Raw genomic sequence first — 16,748 nt, forward strand, 5'->3', positions numbered from 1 at the left:
TTTCCCCCCTTATAAATGCTTACCGATGACGATCCGCTGGATCTCGCTTGTGCCCTCATAAATTTCACACACTTTCGCATCTCTGAAATATCGTTCAGCGTTGAAATCCTTTGTATATCCAAAATCTCCGAGCAGCTGCACGGCCTCTCCGGCGACATACATCGCCGTTTCCGAAGCGAACAGTTTGGCCATTGAAGCAGCCTTTCCCGTTTGCACGCCTTGCTGTTTCAATGAAGCGGCCTGATAGACGAGAAGCCTGGCTGCCTCTGTCCTTGCCGCCATGTCGGCCAGCTTAAAGGCAAGCCCTTGCCCGTTCTTATACAGCTCTCCGTCCGGATACCGTTTTTTTAGAAATTGGACGGCTTCAGAAAGCGCTCCTTCGGCGATGCCCAGTGCCTGCGCCGCAATGCCGATCCGCCCGGTATCCAGATTGGAAAGGGCCATTTTGAATCCTTTTCCTTCCTCCCCCAGCAGCTGCCGGGCGGGAATAACAGCGTTATCAAAATTTAAAGTGACCGTCAGCGAACCGTGAAGCCCCATTTTCTCTTCATTTTTTCCGATGAAAAAGCCCGGCGCGCCCTTCTCCACGATAAAAGCCGAAATGCCTCCCGTTCCCGCTTTCGGATCGGTTGAAGCAAAAACAAGATAAATGTCGGCGGCTCCGCCGTTTGTGATAAAAACTTTCGTTCCGTTCAGCACATAGGTATCGCCGCGCTTTTCGGCCCTTGTTTTTAGACTGCCCGCATCGGAACCGGCACTCGGTTCAGTTAAACAAAAAGCTCCCAAGTACTGCCCTGCTGCCAGCTTTTTAACATAGTGCTCTTTTTGCCGCTCATTTCCGTATAAAAGAATGGGAATGGTGACTATTGACGTGTGTACAGATAGAACCGCGCCAAGAACGGCGCTTTTCTTTGACAGCTCATGGATGGTCATCATATAGGTGATAAAGTCATGACCGGCTCCGCTGTACTTAGCCGGTATCGGAATCCCCATCCAGCCGCGCTCCGCCATTTTCTTCAAAAGAGAGGTTGGAAAACGCCCTTTCTCCATTTCAGGTACAAAAGGAGCGACCTCCTGTTTAACAAATTGCCTGACAATCTTCTGCATGCGGGTCTGCTCTTCTGTAAACTGAAAATTCAAGCTCACCCCTCCTTATGTCGGCTGCTTTTCGTACGTGTAAAACCCTCTGCCCGTTTTCTTTCCGAGACGTCCTGCGCTGACATATTGTTTAAGGAGCGGACATGGCCGGTATTTATCATCGCCAAAGCCTTCATGCAGCGTCTCCATAATATACAGACACGTATCCAGACCGATCAGATCAGCGAGAGCCAGCGGGCCCATCGGATGGTTCATGCCAAGCTTCATGATGCCGTCTATGCTTTCTTTCTCGGCGACGCCTTCATAAAGCGCAAAAACCGCCTCATTAATCATCGGCATTAAAATGCGGTTGGAGATAAATCCCGGAAAATCCCGCACCTCGATCGGAACCTTGTTCATCCGCTCCGCCGCAGCCACGACGGTTTCATATGTTTCACCGCTCGTCTCAAGCCCCCTGATGACCTCGACAAGCTGCATGACCGGAACCGGGTTCATAAAATGCATGCCGATGACATTCTGAGGTTTTTTCGTGACGGAAGCGAGTTCCGTAATCGACAATGACGATGTATTTGATGCCAATATAGCTGAGTCTTCGGTCACTTCATCAAGCCGTTTGAAAATCTCTTTTTTTACATCCATTTGCTCAACAGCCGCTTCAATGATGAGAAAAGCTTCCCGCGCTTCGTCGAGTGAAGCCGAAGGAGAAAGACGCTGGTAGATTTGCTGCACGTCTCCATGTGGAAGCTTGCCTTTTTCCGCCTGTCTGACTAGCTGGCCGGAAATGCGCTTCATTCCCTTTTCAATTTGGTCAGGTGATACGTCGTGCATGTAAACATTGTATCCGGCCTGGGCAGAGACCTGGGCGATCCCGGCCCCCATCTGGCCGGCTCCGATGACCATGATCGTGTCTTTTTTCATTTAAAATCCCCCTTTTTATACCTCGATCATCACGGCGTCTCCCTGACCGCCGCCGCTGCAAATGGCAGCAATACCTGTACCGCCGCCGCGCCGTTTTAATTCGTACATAAGCGTCAAAATGATTCTTGCCCCGCTCGCGCCGATCGGATGGCCAAGCGCAATGGCGCCGCCGTTGACATTGACCTTCTCCATGTCAAGGCCCGCGATCTTTCCGCTTGCCAAAGCTACCGCGGCGAAAGCTTCATTGATTTCAAACAGTTTGATATCAGAAAGTTCAGCTCCGGTTTTGTCAAGCAGTTCTCTGATGACAAGCCCTGGGGTTTTCGGGAAGTCTTTGGCTTCGACTGCAATGGATGTATGCGCTTTAATGACGGCGGACGCCTTCACATTGAGTTCCTTTGCCCTGTCTTCATTCATCACGATAAGCGAACATGCCCCGTCATTTACACCCGGCGCGTTTCCCGCAGTAATGGTCCCGTCATGGTCAAAAACCGGAGCAAGCTGTGACAGCCTTTCCAATGACGTGTCGCGCCGCGGAGCTTCATCTTGATCGACCGTTAATTCGCCGCCCCGCTTTTGCGGTATACGAACCGGGACGATCTCTTCTCCGAGCGCACCTGAAGCCGCAGCCTGTACGGCCCGCATGTGGCTCCTGAGCGCCCATCGATCCTGCTCTTCCCTGGCAATCTCCAATTCTTTCGCAGCGGCATTTCCGTAGGAGCCCATATGAACGCCCGTAAATGAGCATGTCAGCCCGTCTGTGATCATCAAATCTTTAACCGCTCCGTCTCCCATTCTCAGCCCCCATCTCGCTTTTTGAAGCAAATAAGGGGCATTTGACATCGATTCCATACCTCCTGCGGCAATGACCTCCGCATCACCGGCCCGGATGATCTGATCCGCCATTGTGACGCTTCTTAAACCTGAAGCGCACACTTTATTAATCGTTTCCGTTTTCACGTCCCATGGCAGTCCCGCAAAACGCGCTGCCTGCCTCGACGGCAGCTGCCCCTGTCCGCCTTGAAGAACGGAGCCCATGATGACTTCATCGACATCCTCAGGATGTACACCGGAACGTTTTAATGCTTCTTTTACGGCGATTCCGCCGAGCTCCGCTGCCGTCTTTGACTGAAGCGCGCCCCCGAGTTTTCCAAAAGGCGTGCGCGCGCCGCCTGCAATAACCGATCTCGCCACCTGACATCCTCTCCCCTTATCATGATTTGTGATACCGATGATAAAAGAAGGCGGAGATCCGGCTCACACCTTCTTTATTCAAAACATGAAATCCGTCTATGAAGCATGTTCTTTTTGTTCTGAGCCGAATACGGCGCGTTCAAGCAGCTCCGCCACATCGTAGGTGCCGACCTGATCCTCCATTTCCTTGGCTTTTGTTCCGTCGCCGAGCATCGTCAAACAGTAAGGACAGCCCGAGCTGATGACAGAAGGTGATGTGCTGAGCGCCTGCTCCGTTCTGGCAACGTTGATCCTAGTGCCCGCCTCTTCCTCCATCCACATGAGACCGCCCCCCGCTCCGCAGCACATTCCGTTTTCACGGCTGCGTTCCATTTCCGTTAAACGGATGCCCGGAATGGAGCGCAGAATAGCGCGCGGCGGATCGTAAACCTCATTGTAGCGGCCCAAATAGCATGAATCATGAAAGGTGACGGTTTCGTGAACCGGAAACTCAGGTTTCAGCCTTCCTTCTTCAATCAGGGCAGCGAGCATTTCTGTATGATGATACACCTCCGCTTTCAAACCAAAATCAGGATATTCATTTTTAAAAATATTGTATGCATGCGGATCAATGGTTACAATTTTTCGAACATCATTTTTTTCAAATTCCTCAATGTTTTTTGCGGCAAGCTCCTGGAATAAAAACTCGTTGCCAAGCCGCCTCGGTGTATCGCCTGAATTTTTTTCTTTATTGCCTAAAATCGCGAACGTGACCCCGGCTTGATTGAGGAGACGCGCGAAAGCCATGGCGATCTTCTGGCTTCTCCGGTCATACGATCCCATCGATCCGACCCAGAACAGGTATTCAAAGGACTCGCCTTTTTTCTTCATTTCTTTCACTGTCGGCACCTTAACGTCGTCTCTCATGTCACGCCAGTTTTCACGTTCTTTTCTGTTTAATCCCCAAGGGTTCCCCTGTCTTTCAATGCTCGTCATGGCGCGCTGGGCATCTGCATCCATTTTCCCTTCTGTGAGCACCAGATAGCGGCGGAGATCGATGATCTTGTCGACGTGCTCATTCATGACCGGGCACTGATCTTCACAATTCCGGCACGTTGTGCAGGCCCAAATTTCCTCTTCGGTGATGATGTCGCCGATTAAGCTCGGATTGTATAGTTCTGAAGCAGCCGCTTCTTTTGATCCTTCTCCCCCCGCCGCCATGGCCAGCTGGTTGCCTTTCGTATGCTGAAAGAGCGGCGCGGGAACCCAAGGCGTTTTCGATGTTACTGCTGCTCCCTTTTCTGTCAAATGGTCTCTGAGCCGCAAAATCAGATCCATCGGCGAAAGCATCTTGCCTGTTCCGGTAGCCGGGCACATATTGGTACAGCGCCCGCATTCCACGCACGCGTAAAGGTCGATCAGCTGAGATTGCCTGAATTCCTCGATCCGTCCGACGCCGAATGTTTCTTTTGTTTCATCTTCAAAATCGATTTTTTGAAGCTTTCCCGGGTTTGTCAGCCGGCTGAAAAATACGTTTGCCGGTCCGGCAATTAAATGGGCGTGCTTTGACTGCGGCACATAGATTAAAAATGTCAGTAAGATGAGAAGATGCGCCCACCATGCCGCATAGAACACTGCCGCTGAGGCGGTTTCTCCCATGAAGCCGAGGACAAAAGCGATGCCTGATGCCATCGGTTCGTGCCATGATAATGAATGTTCATGCCAGATCATGTTCATACCGTTTCCGAGTAAAACGGTAAACATCAAACCGCCGATCAGCATGAGTACGATCCCCGACTTAAAATTACGCTTCAGTCTGACGAGTTTTTCAATATAACGCCTGTGAAAGGCCCAGACTACCGCAATTAAAATCATCAGCGTGACGATTTCCTGAAAAAACGTAAACGCCGGGTAGACGCCGCCAAGCGGAAGTCCTTGATCGGGAACGAGCCCTTTCAAAATAAAATCGATCGCTCCGAACTGAACGAGAATAAAGCCGTAAAAAAACATGACGTGGATAATGCCGCTTTTTTTATCTTTAAGCAGTTTCTTTTGGCCGAACACGTTCTCCCATATCTTTTGAAGGCGCTCCTTCGTCCGCTTATCAAAATCCTCTTTTTGTCCGAGCCTGATGTAACTGATTCTCGTTCGGATCAAATAGACAAACAGATAAACGGCGTAAGCGGTTACACCTAAAAACGCAATGAAATTCAACCACAATAAGACATTCATCAGCTGCTCCCCCTTTCATTTCCCCAACCTTAAATCCCCTTGAACTACCTTTATCTTAAATAATGAATGAGTGTTCAGTCAATATATTTTCATAAATGCAGGAAATTAGGGGGACACTATTCTTTACACGAAAAAAGGGAGTGTCTTCATTGGTGCCGCTTATGATTATGGTATGTTTTCTCATCCTCCTTCTTGCGCTCGATTTCCGTTTCGGCCGCAAAGCCTTTGAAAAGAAAGCTTACGAACCCGTTTTTTCAGAGAAGAAAAGCGATATTGAACTGATTCATAATGGAGAAGACTTGTGTGAGCGGCTGATGGATGACATCCGCCAGGCCGAATCGTCGGTGCATGTCATGTTTTATATTGTGAAGAACGATGACATCAGTCTTGAATTTTTGAAAGTGCTGAAGGATAGAGCGAAAGCCGGCGTATGCGTCCGCTTGCTGATCGACCGGATCGGCTCGATGAAGGTAAAGAAAAAAACGCTGTCAGGCTTGAAACAAAGCGGAGCGCACGTTTTTTTTGTCAACAAGCCTGGCTTCCCTTATTTCTTTTATCGGCTGAATGCAAGAAATCACCGGAAAATCACCGTCATAGACGGAAAGATCGGCTATGTGGGCGGATTTAACATTGCGAAAGAATACCTTGGTAAAAAAGCGGAATTCGGACCGTGGAAGGATTACCATTTGCGAATGACAGGGGAAGGTGTTGCCGACTTGCAGCACATTTTTTTATCGGACTTCAAAAGAGAAGCGCCGCAGGCACAGCCGGACAGCGGCGAGTTTCCGCCGCTCCATCAAGGAGCTGTCACGCATTCGATGCATGCGACAAAGGGATTTTCACTGGAGGAAAAATATATTTCATTTATTGATCAGGCAAAAGAAAGAATCATGATTTGCACGCCGTACTATATTCCGAGTCCGGCTTTGCAGCAGGCAGTTCTTTCAGCCAGGGAAAGGGGCGTGATCGTGTCGGTTCTCGTGCCGATGAAAGCCGATCATCCGCTTGTCAAAGAGGCCGCCTACACGAATTTTCCCGCACTTTTGGAAGCGGGCTGCTATATTTACCGGTACTACAGAGGCTTTTATCATGCAAAAGCATTGATCGTCGACGACCGGGATGTGATGATCGGAACATCGAATTTTGACAACCGAAGCCTGTTTTTCAATGATGAAGTGAATGTCGTCATCCATGATAAAGACTGGGCAAAACAATTCTTTGACGTCGTCAAGGAAAGCATTGAACACGCCGAGCTTCTGACAAAGGAGCGGTATGCGAAGCGGCCGGTGATGCAGCGGCCAGTCGAATGGCTGGCGAAATCGATTTCATACTTTTTATGAATCGTACGTTTATCCTGTATAACATGCGGGTAACATTTCACCAAAGTGATGATTACATACGGAGGGATATATGATGAACCAAGCAGAGTCTATTAAGCTCCGCGCACAATCGATGACATTAAAAAACTTGATTGAGCTGTACAGACTTTGCCGCTCAGCCAGACATCAGCTTTATATATGCTCAAGAAAAACGATGTGCAAAATTAAAGATTTAATTGAGCTGGAAATGTTCAGAATGGCCAATCGCGAAAATGAGTGCCTGATTGTCATCGAAGGGAAGATGGCGCAGGAGTTAGTAAGAAAAGCACAATCGATTCTTTCTGACGCTCAAGTTCAATAAGGGAAGGCGGCGGCCCTTCCTTTGTGTGAGACGCCTCCTCACCAAATCAAGAAAAAATCCCCCGTTCAATGGACGGGGGATTCGTTTTACATTTTTTCAGGAGCTGATACGCCGATCAGATTGAGTGCATTATTTAATGTGATTTGTGTTGCCTTCATCAATGATAAACGCGCCCGGCTTTTTTCTTCATCTGCGGGATCGAGAACTTTCTCGGCATTGTAAAAGCTGTGGAGCACAGATGCCAATTCAAAAATATAGTTTGTAATGCGGTGCGGAATCCGCTTCTCTGCGGCATCGGCAACAGCCTCAGGGAACGAGCCGATCACTTTAAGCAGATCATACTCTTTTTCAGAAGCGATTTTCGTCAGATCAAGGTTCCCTTCAAATGAAATACCTTTTTCTTCTCCTTGTCGCAGCATGCTGCAAATTCTCGCATGAGCGTACTGCGCGTAGTAAACCGGGTTTTCATTAGATGTAGAGACGGCCAAATCCAGGTCAAAGTCCATGTGGGTATCGGCGCTGCGCATCGCAAAGAAGTAACGCACCGCGTCAAGGCCGACCTCATCAATGAGATCGCGCATTGTCACAGCTTTTCCGGTTCTTTTGCTCATTTTCATTTTTTCGCCGTTCTTGTAGAGGTGGACGAGCTGGATGATCTCGACCTCAAGCGTTTCTTTGTCATAACCGAGCGCTTCAATGGCCGCTTTCATGCGCGGGATATAGCCGTGATGGTCCGCTCCCCATACGTTGATCAGCTTTTGGAAGCCGCGGTCAAGCTTGTCTTTGTGATAAGCGATGTCAGGCAGAAGATACGTGTAGGACCCGTCTTTTTTGATCAGGACGCGGTCTTTGTCATCGCCGAACGCCGTCGAGCGGAACCATGTCGCTCCGTCTTCTTCATAGATGTGCCCTTTTTCGCGAAGGGCTTCAAGCGCCTGATCGATCTTTCCGTTTTGGTAAAGCGATGTCTCTGAGTACCAGACATCAAATGGGACACGGAAATTCTCGAGGTCTTCACGAAGTTTGCCCAATTCGTACTTTAAGCCGTATTCACGGAAAAACGCGAGGCGTTCGCTCTCTTCTTCATGAACAAAACGGTCGCCGAATTCATCGGCGAGCTTTCGGCCGATTTCCTTAATATCTTCGCCGTGATATCCGTCTTCAGGCATCGGCTTGTCGTTTCCAAGCGCCTGAAAGTAACGGGCCTCGACGGATAATGCGAGGTTGTTGATTTGATTGCCGGCATCGTTGATATAATATTCGCGGCTCACTTCATACCCCGCTTTTTCAAGTACATTGCAGAGGGAATCTCCGACAGCGGCTCCGCGGGCATGTCCAAGATGCAGGTTGCCCGTCGGGTTTGCTGAGACGAATTCCACCTGAACACGTTCTCCGCCTCCGATATTTGTTTCACCGTAGGCCTCTCCTGCTTCAAGCACAGCCGGAATGAGCTTCGTTAAATATTGATTGTTCATGTAGAAATTGATAAAGCCCGGTCCTGCGATATCAAGTTTATCGATCGACGCTTTTCCTTTGTCAAAGGATGCGACGATTTCCTCGGCAATATTCCGGGGCGCTTTTTTGGCGATTCTCGCCAGCTGCATCGCCATGTTAGTGGAATAGTCGCCATGCGATTTGTCTTTCGGGATTTCCAATACGACTTCGGGAATCTCGCTTTCTGCGGCGAGGCCGGCTTTCATGACAGCTTCTTTAATTTCCTGTTTCAGCACATCTTTCATTTGTTCGACTATGTTCATGACTCGTGTCCTCCTCTATACGAAATCGACATCATATGTAAATGCTTTTGTTCATCGCTTACAATCATATCGTACTCAACGCTGATCTTTCCGTCTGGCGGCTGCCGGGTGACTGATACGGATTTTGTATCCACGCCAAGCTCGAGCCTGCCGAAAGGCATTTTATAATGAGTGACGGTGCGGCTGCCCGGCCTGAAACGCTGTTTCATTTCAATGGCGCCGGAACGCATCACCAGAACTTCGTTTTCGCTTGCTTTGACGATCGTCTTCACCTTTCCCGCATCATGCTCTTCATGATAAGAAAGATATATTTTATCTTTTTTCATATAATAAAACCCAGTTGTCCGGAACTCGATCGTTTCTGTGTCCGATCCTTCCCGGATAACAGATTTCACATGGATATTAACGGGTGTCTCCTGATCCATTCCGACACTTCCTTTTTTGATCCGATTTGACTTGATTAGTATAATCATTCGGGAAAAAAAGTTCAACCGCTGCTCCTTTATACCATCTTAACAGAACGGACGGGAAGATAAACTATTTTCTAAGAAAAAAGCCGTCCCGAAAAAGGACAGCCTGTTTATTTCACCCAGCCGAGCAGCATTTCGCGAATCAGCTTGCTTGCCGTATTTGCGGTTTGTTCCGAATGGTCGTAGACCGGTGCGACCTCAACAAGGTCTCCTCCAACGACGTTGACGTCTGAGCGGGCGATTTCGTGAATCGAAGCGAGCAGCTCTTTTGATGTGATGCCTCCGGCGTCAACCGTACCGGTTCCCGGCGCATGGGCGGGATCTAAGACATCGATGTCAATCGTGACATACACCGGACGCCCCGCGAGTTTCGGCAGGACGGCTTTAAGCGGCTCAAGCACTTCAAATTTGGAAATGTGCATGCCGTTTTCGTTTGCCCATTCAAACTCTTCTTTCATACCGGAACGGATGCCGAATGAATAGACATTGCCGGGACCGATCAGTTCCGCTGCTTTACGGATCGGCGTCGAATGCGAGAGCGGCTCTCCTTCATAGTCGACGCGGAGATCTGTGTGCGCATCCATATGAATGATGGCAAGATCGGGATATTTTTTGTACATCGCTTTAATGACCGGCCATGAAACGAGGTGCTCTCCCCCCATTCCGAGCGGGAATTTTCCTTTTTCTAAAATGCTGTCAACATATTCTTCAATCATGTCGAGGCTCTTCTGCGGGTTCCCGAAAGGCAGCGGGATGTCGCCGGCGTCAAAGAAATGAACCTCGTCCAGCTCCCTGTCTAAATAAGGGCTGTATTCTTCAAGCCCGATGGACACCTCGCGGATTCTCGCCGGACCGAAGCGCGATCCGGGACGGTAGCTGACTGTCCAATCCATCGGCATGCCGTAAAGGATGGCGTCCGCCTCTTCCCAATCGGGGCGGCTTGCAATAAACACCTTGCCGGAATATGCTTCATCAAATCTCATCTTCAAAAACCTCCCTGAAAAAAAGCGCAGAATGCCATCCTGCGCCAAACTGTTTTATTTGATTAAATCGCTGACGAATTTCGGAAGGACGAATGCCGCTTTATGAATGTCTTTTGTATAGTATTTCGTCTCAATATCAAAGAAACGGCTGTCCTCCACTTCAAGAGGATCGTATTTTTTCGAACCGATCGTAAACGTCCACAATCCGCTTGGATATGTCGGAATGTTGGCCAAATACAGCTTTGTGATCGGGAAGATCTCTTTTACATCGCGCTGAACGTTAGTGATCAGTTCAGGTGTAAACCAAGGGTTGTCCGTCTGAGCAACGAAAATGCCGTCTTCCTTTAGCGCATTTGCTATGCCGGCGTAAAAGCCTTTTGTAAACAAGTTGACAGCCGGCCCTACAGGCTCGGTTGAATCGACCATGATGACATCATACTCATTTTCAGATTGTGCAATGTGCATGAAGCCGTCATCGACCTTTACTTCGACGCGCGGATCGTCAAGTTTGCCTGCAATGGAAGGCAAAAATTTCTTAGAATATTCGATCACCTTGCCGTCGATATCGACAAGCGTCGCTTTTTTCACGCTCGGATGCTTCAAAATTTCACGGATGACGCCGCCGTCTCCGCCGCCGACCACAAGGACATGCTCAGGGTTCGGATGCGTAAACAGGGGCACATGAGCCACCATTTCGTGGTAGACAAATTCATCTTTTTCAGATGTCATGACCATGCCGTCAAGAAACAGCATGTTGCCGAATTCTTCCGTCTCGGCCATTTCGAGCTTTTGAAAGTCCGTCTGCTCTGTATGTAAAGTCTTGTTGATTTTCATCGTAATGCCGAAGTTTTTCGTTTGCTTCTCTGTGTACCAAAGTCCGCTCAAAGCGTCATCTTCCTTTCGTGATAAGCTGTATTTCCATCTATTTTTCTCGCCTGCGGCGGCGATTATTCTGCACTGAAGCATCGGCTTTTGCCTAAGGAAAAAGTATAGAGGAATTGCAGCTGATTGTAAAGACGGATCGATTCATTTTCAGGAGTCATTCCATTCCCGGCGGCCGTTTTGGCTGAGCTTGCCACAGATAGGCGCAAGGCTTATTCTGCCACGGCGACCGCCAAAACTTAGGATTCCTCCGGTTGCTCTGTTAATCGGCTGCTCGAGGGTCTGCTGTTTTTTCCTTCCCGCTTGTTTAAATCCTCCTCTTTTTCCTCATAATGATAAGAACATTTATTTATCCGGGAGGAGATTTGAACATGGACATGATGACGGACAAGCGGGTCCGTTTAACCATCAAGACGATACGCGCATTTTTGTTCATGGGAGCATTGATGCTGATCTTCCTTTCAATCGTTGTCATGACGGTAGTCCTGGCGGCCAAATGGCAAGGCGCTCCTTCGATTCAGGTGCCGAGGTCTACCGTGCTGTATGACGGAAGCGGAAAGCAAATGGGGGAGACGCATTACGGGCAAAAGCGGTACTGGGTTTCGCTGAAGAACATCAATCCCGCCGTCATCGATGCCACGCTTGCCGTTGAAGACCGGAACTTCTTCCGGCACCACGGCTTCGACTATATGAGAATGGGCGGCGCCCTCATTGCCGATCTAAAGGCGATGTCCAAGGTCCAGGGAGCCAGCACCATTACACAGCAATATGCGAGAAACCTCTACCTCGGCCACGATAAAACATGGAAAAGAAAGTGGAATGAAGCTTTTTATACGATACGGCTCGAACAAAACTACACAAAGAAAGATATTTTGGAAGGCTATTTAAATACGATTTATTACGGGCATGGAGCCTACGGGATCGAAGCGGCTTCCCGGCTGTATTTTGGCAAACGGGCCAAGGATATCAATGCGGCGGAGGCCGCGATGCTTGCCGGCATTCCAAAAGGTCCTTCCGTTTATTCGCCTTTTGTTAATGAAAAAAAAGCGAAAGAACGCCAGGAAATGATCCTGACAATGATGGAGAAAGAAAACAAGCTGACGAAAAAGCAGGCGGCAGAACTGAAAAAACTGCCGCTCCGCTTTGAAAAGCAGGATAAGCAAACAACCGCTAAAACCGCTCCGTACTTTTATGACGAAGCTGTTAAAGAAATCGCGCGCTTGCTGCATTTGACACCGGAGCAAGCAGAAACCGGCGGCTACAACGTATTCACCACGCTCAACCCGCGTCTCCAAAAAATTGCCGAGGACACAATCGAACGCACGATCGATTCGTCATCAGACATTCAGGCAGGGTTTGCAGCGATCAACCCGTCCGACGGCAGCGTTCTTGCGCTTGTCGGAGGACGCGACTACGAAAAAAGCCCGTTTAACCGCGTAACCCAGGCTATGCGGCAGCCCGGCTCCACCATGAAGCCTTTCCTTTATTATTCGGCTGTTCAAAACGGTTTTACACCGGCCACCCGGATGAGGAGCGCGGAAACGACATTTGAGCTCGGGCAAGGCAGCGCTTATTCCCCGAGCAACTATCACGGCTATTACGCAGACGGCCCAATCACTCTTCTTCAAGCCCTGGCTTTGTCTGATAACATTTACGCGGTGAAAACGCACCTTTTCCTCGGCATGGACAAACTGATTGATGCCGCAAAACAATTCGGCATCACGAGCCCGCTGCAAAAAGTGCCGTCGCTTGCGCTCGGAACATCCCCAGTGAAGCCGATTGAAATGGTGAACGGATACGCCATGTTTGCCAATGGCGGAAAAAAAATCGAACCTTCCTTTATTACGAAAATTACCGATTCGAACGGGGAGGTTCTTTACGAAAAACCGAAGCGGAGCAAACAAATCCTTGACCCAAGAGCGGCTTTTATCACGGCCGACATGATGAGCGGAATGTTCGACAAATCACTCAACGGCTATACATCTGTTACCGGGCGGACGATCGCAGATCAGCTGACGCGCCCATACGCCGGAAAATCGGGAACGACCAGCACCGACAGCTGGATGGTCGGCTTTTATCCCGGCCTTGCTTCAGGCGTCTGGACGGGATATGACAAAGAGCGCACAATCGATGCCGTCGCAGAAAAAAACTATGCCAAACAAATTTGGGCCGAATTCATGGAAAAAGCGCTTAAAGACGCGCCCGCCGCAGCTTTAAAGCCGCCTGAAGGCGTGAAAGGGATGTATATTGACCCGGCTACAGGCTATGCGGCGGCGCCCAGCTGCCCGTCCAAATATTTCGCTTATTTTATCGAAGGTACTGAACCTGAGCAGGTTTGCTACGGAAAAGAAATCTATAAGGAGCAAAAAGCCGGGCGCGAAAAGTCCGCCGCTCCCCATAAGCGGAAAAAGTGGTGGGAAAAATGGTTTAAAAAAGAAGAATAAACTTTTTTGGGCGGGATAGACGAACCCCCCCGGACTTCACAGCGGTCCGGGGGGTTTTTTTCCTATTGCTGAAGCAATCCCTTTTTCAGCTCATCTGATGAACGGTCCCAAAGCCCTTGATCATGATTTTTCAGAAAATCGGCAAGAACGCGCTTGGAACTTTCATCCATGTGCTCGACAATAATCTTCCGCTTCATCGACTTATCCATTAAATTCACGTGCTCCGGAAGCGATTTATAGCCGCGGCGGATGCTTCTGTCGACCGTCATTTCGCAAGCCGTCACCCCCGCATAATAAGGGCCTTCTTCCCTGCGGTCGATCGTCACCCACACAAGCCAGTAAGGTTTTCCGTTCGGCACCTCTTCCTTGTTCGGCAAAAATTTGATTCCTTTTTCAACAGTGCTGCGGGCGTGCATGGCGCCGATATCAACAAACGCTTCTTTCTCTTCGACATCGACAAAGACAGGCGAGATGTTGTCAAGGCTTAAAGCCCCTGCTCCAAATCCCCCGTGTCCGTCTGTCGGATCGCTTTTAATAATGTTGAATCCGATTGTTTTTTTCTTTTTTCCTTGTTCCATCAAAAATACCTCCTACATCAGCGGCCGGAAAACGCTGTTAAATATCGATATGATCAATTCCCGCCCGTCATTCAAAAACGGCCAGAATACATATTGGCCAAGCGGTGTAATGACGATAATCAGAAAGACGATCGAGCCGTACGCCTCATATTTCGACAGCTTCGCCCGCACTTCGGGGGCGACCACATCCTGTATAACCCGAAAACCGTCAAGAGGCGGGAACGGCATTAAATTAAACAGAAATAAAAGCAGGTTGAGATTCACCCAAATCGTAAAAAATTGAAGCAAACCGCTGTAAAAACCGGCAGGCAGCGTCCCGGACAGCTTCACGGACAAAAGCAGCAATATAAAACCGATGAAAGCAAGGATCAGATTGCTGATCGGTCCGGCGATTGACACGAGAAATCCGGCCAGCCTCGGGTTTTTAAAATAAAAGCGGTTAACGGGCACCGGCTTTGCCCAGCCGAATCCCAATATAAAGATCAAAATCGTTCCAAACGGATCAAGATGCTTAAGCGGGTTGAGCGTCAGCCTGCCCTGCCGTTTGGCCGTCTCATCGCCGAATTTGTAAGCCACATACGCATGGGCGACCTCATGCACAGTGAATGCGGCAGCAAGTGTCAAAACAACATACGGAATCATTTCCAGCGGATAAATAAGAAAACGGTCTAAAATGTGGCTTTCCCTCTTTCTCATATACAAAGATTTACTATCTCCAGTATACTATAAGAGAACCTGATGCTAAAGTGAGCAGCCATTTTTTAAAAGGAGGAGGAGAACATATGCCATACGTAACTGTTCAAATGCTGGAAGGCCGCACAGATGAACAAAAAAGAAATCTCGTTAAAAAAGTGACCGAAGCCGTCTCCGAAACAACAGGCGCACCTGCAGAAAAAATCGCGGTCATCATTGAGGAAATGAAAAAGGAAAACTACGGTGTCGCCGGCAAACGAATGAGCGATATGTAAAAGAAAACGGCGTTCGCCGCTTACGCGCGGGACGCCGTTTTTATTATTTATACCAAGCTTTGTTTTTAGTGATCTGGCTATTGTGAGCTGAATCCCAAACATCGACCGTGTATGCGTAGTCGTAGTTCATAATGCAGCGGATTCCGCTTCCTTGCGCATCGTGGTTCAAGCCGAAGTTATGGGAAAATTCGTGGGTTGCAGCTTTTGCCGTGTTGGCCGTTCCCTGGTCGAGGTTTACGCTGAAGGCGCTGCCGTTCGGCTTGCTGTTGTATACGTATGCGATGCCGCCGGCGTCAAAATTACTGTTCGCCGTAACTCCGACGACGAATTTATAGCTGCGCCCGCTGAAATTGCTCTGAAGGTTTGATAGAATTTGAGAGCTGTTGCTGCCTGAAGAGGTCCAAGGCGCCACAGCTTCGACGACAAAATCAACATCGTGATCCCTGTTGAACATGACATCCGCCTGCTCAATAATTTGGACGATTCTTGTCTGCCAATCGCTGTATTTCGCCCGATACTGAGCGTCAGCCACGGCAAGGACGCTCACTTTCTGGCTTCCCGTGCCTGCCTGGGTTGAAAACGACCCTTTGCCCGTATTCTTTTTAAACGTTTTCGTTCCCGTCACATTTCCTTTCTCATCCAGTATTTTCGTATTGACCGTTCTTTCAATTTGAACTTTTCCTTTCAAGTCTTTAAAATCTTTCGCTTTAGGCAAAGAATCAATATAAGTTCCTCTTGCTTCATGATCGTGCTCGTGCTCATGCCCGCCCGTCTTGGCGGCACCGGCCGTCACACCGGGAATGAGACTGACGGAAAGTAATAGAGATAAGAATAAAGAACGTTTCTTCACTGCAAAACCCCTCCTTATTTTTTGAACGAATGAAAAATTCTGCTAGTTATCAAAAAATTCCTTCAATTCATCCAAAAAGAGGAAATATTGCATACGTTCTTTTCACTGCTTCTTTCAATTTCCCTACAAAAATTCCAAAACGCAGACAAAAAAACAAACCAAAAAACCTACCGTTTTTCGGCAGGCTTATGAACAAAGATTTCTGAGCTTTTTTATGTAAGCGACGGCTTCATCGAATTCTTCGTCCGTATACCGCTGTTTGCTTTTTACGGTAAACACTTTTTCTCTAATCTCTTCCTGCTCCAGCCCCTCAAAATACAAAATCGTCGACACCAGTTCCAAAAAACGCGATGACTGGCCGTTTACGTCGTCTAAATAGGCTTTAATATCCCGCATATCCAGCTCACACTGGCTCAAAAACTGCTTTCCCGCTTCAGTGGGTGAATAGCGGTATTGATAATAGCCGCCCTTTTTTTCTTTGACTTCATGGAGAAATCCGAGATTGCAAAGTTCTTCGACTTGAAGCGTCAGCTCCTCTGAATAAGGCCCGTAAAAATGAAAATCATACTTTTCATAAAAAGGAAGCTCCAATTTCTTTGCGATATAAATGATTTTCTGCAGCTTTTTCCGCCCGACAATCTCCCCCGAATCCGAGAAGACCTTCATCAGCTTTGCATGTTCTTTTAACAAATCTCCGCCATCTCCTTCATCCTTT

At 48.6% G+C, this 16,748-nt stretch carries 16 protein-coding genes; 4 read left to right on the plus strand and 12 right to left on the minus strand.

The features are described 5' to 3' along the window. Positions 1-9 precede the first annotated feature (9 nt). From MHI30_RS19770 to MHI30_RS19785, 4 genes are all read right to left on the minus strand, one after another. Positions 10-1,140 (minus strand): acyl-CoA dehydrogenase family protein, encoded by a 1,131-nt coding sequence (locus MHI30_RS19770; protein ID WP_075751571.1) that lies wholly within the window; start codon positions 1,138-1,140, stop codon positions 10-12. A 12-nt stretch (positions 1,141-1,152) separates the two neighbouring features. After that, on the minus strand, positions 1,153-2,016 hold the full coding sequence (locus MHI30_RS19775) for a 3-hydroxybutyryl-CoA dehydrogenase (protein ID WP_075751572.1): 864 nt from the start codon (positions 2,014-2,016) through the stop codon (positions 1,153-1,155). A 15-nt stretch (positions 2,017-2,031) separates the two neighbouring features. Next, positions 2,032-3,210, minus strand: coding sequence for an acetyl-CoA C-acetyltransferase (locus MHI30_RS19780; RefSeq protein WP_075751573.1), 1,179 nt, complete (start codon positions 3,208-3,210; stop codon positions 2,032-2,034). Positions 3,211-3,306: 96 nt separating this feature from the next. Beyond that, positions 3,307-5,421: a heterodisulfide reductase-related iron-sulfur binding cluster gene (locus MHI30_RS19785; protein WP_075751574.1), complete on the minus strand. Its 2,115-nt coding sequence runs from the start codon at positions 5,419-5,421 to the stop codon at positions 3,307-3,309. 149 nt (positions 5,422-5,570) lie between these two features. On the opposite strand from MHI30_RS19785, the gene cls reads away from it, so the two are divergent. Together cls and MHI30_RS19795 are read left to right on the plus strand one after the other, a co-directional pair. Then, positions 5,571-6,761, plus strand: coding sequence for a cardiolipin synthase (cls, locus tag MHI30_RS19790; protein WP_081379870.1), 1,191 nt, complete (start codon positions 5,571-5,573; stop codon positions 6,759-6,761). Between the two features lie 73 nt (positions 6,762-6,834). Next, positions 6,835-7,101, plus strand: a complete 267-nt coding sequence (locus MHI30_RS19795) for a hypothetical protein (protein ID WP_023857054.1) — start codon at positions 6,835-6,837, stop codon at positions 7,099-7,101. Positions 7,102-7,187: 86 nt separating this feature from the next. Here MHI30_RS19795 and argS read toward each other — a convergent pair whose 3' ends face one another. From argS to speE, 4 genes are all read right to left on the minus strand, one after another. Further along, entirely contained in the window at positions 7,188-8,858 is a 1,671-nt protein-coding gene (argS, locus tag MHI30_RS19800; RefSeq protein WP_154495484.1) for an arginine--tRNA ligase, read from the minus strand. Continuing rightward, positions 8,855-9,283 (minus strand): DUF1934 family protein, encoded by a 429-nt coding sequence (locus tag MHI30_RS19805; RefSeq protein ID WP_075751576.1) that lies wholly within the window; start codon positions 9,281-9,283, stop codon positions 8,855-8,857. Before MHI30_RS19805 ends, argS begins: the two co-directional genes overlap by 4 nt. A gap of 155 nt (positions 9,284-9,438) precedes the next feature. Further along, positions 9,439-10,311: an agmatinase gene (gene speB / locus MHI30_RS19810; RefSeq protein ID WP_059230843.1), complete on the minus strand. Its 873-nt coding sequence runs from the start codon at positions 10,309-10,311 to the stop codon at positions 9,439-9,441. A 54-nt stretch (positions 10,312-10,365) separates the two neighbouring features. Next, positions 10,366-11,196 carry a spermidine synthase gene (gene speE, locus MHI30_RS19815; protein ID WP_075751577.1) on the minus strand — a complete coding sequence of 277 codons (831 nt, stop codon included), beginning with the start codon at positions 11,194-11,196 and terminating at the stop codon, positions 10,366-10,368. Positions 11,197-11,564: 368 nt separating this feature from the next. On the opposite strand from speE, the gene MHI30_RS19820 reads away from it, so the two are divergent. Next, complete coding sequence (locus MHI30_RS19820) at positions 11,565-13,637, plus strand: PBP1A family penicillin-binding protein (protein WP_075751578.1); 2,073 nt, start codon at positions 11,565-11,567, stop codon at positions 13,635-13,637. Between the two features lie 62 nt (positions 13,638-13,699). Here MHI30_RS19820 and MHI30_RS19825 read toward each other — a convergent pair whose 3' ends face one another. Both MHI30_RS19825 and MHI30_RS19830 read right to left on the minus strand, forming a co-directional pair. Beyond that, complete coding sequence (locus MHI30_RS19825; RefSeq protein ID WP_020453305.1) at positions 13,700-14,215, minus strand: YwhD family protein; 516 nt, start codon at positions 14,213-14,215, stop codon at positions 13,700-13,702. Between the two features lie 12 nt (positions 14,216-14,227). Beyond that, positions 14,228-14,911 carry a site-2 protease family protein gene (locus MHI30_RS19830; RefSeq protein WP_009329798.1) on the minus strand — a complete coding sequence of 228 codons (684 nt, stop codon included), beginning with the start codon at positions 14,909-14,911 and terminating at the stop codon, positions 14,228-14,230. Between the two features lie 86 nt (positions 14,912-14,997). Between MHI30_RS19830 and MHI30_RS19835 the strand changes: the two genes are divergently transcribed. Then, the gene (locus tag MHI30_RS19835; RefSeq protein ID WP_003186089.1) at positions 14,998-15,183 is read left to right on the plus strand and encodes a 2-hydroxymuconate tautomerase; all 186 of its coding nucleotides are present in this window, start codon (positions 14,998-15,000) and stop codon (positions 15,181-15,183) included. A gap of 43 nt (positions 15,184-15,226) precedes the next feature. Here the strand turns inward: MHI30_RS19835 and MHI30_RS19840 are convergent, their stop codons facing one another. Both MHI30_RS19840 and MHI30_RS19845 read right to left on the minus strand, forming a co-directional pair. Further along, a complete protein-coding gene (locus MHI30_RS19840) occupies positions 15,227-16,033 on the minus strand; it encodes a zinc-dependent metalloprotease (RefSeq protein WP_075751579.1) in 807 nt (268 codons plus the stop codon). A gap of 186 nt (positions 16,034-16,219) precedes the next feature. After that, on the minus strand, positions 16,220-16,723 hold the full coding sequence (locus tag MHI30_RS19845; RefSeq protein WP_003186093.1) for a YwgA family protein: 504 nt from the start codon (positions 16,721-16,723) through the stop codon (positions 16,220-16,222). Positions 16,724-16,748: the final 25 nt, after the last annotated feature.

It is taken from the genome of Bacillus sp. FSL L8-0528 (assembly GCF_038593085.1).
In the GTDB taxonomy this organism is placed as follows: Bacteria; Bacillota; Bacilli; order Bacillales; family Bacillaceae; genus Bacillus; species Bacillus paralicheniformis.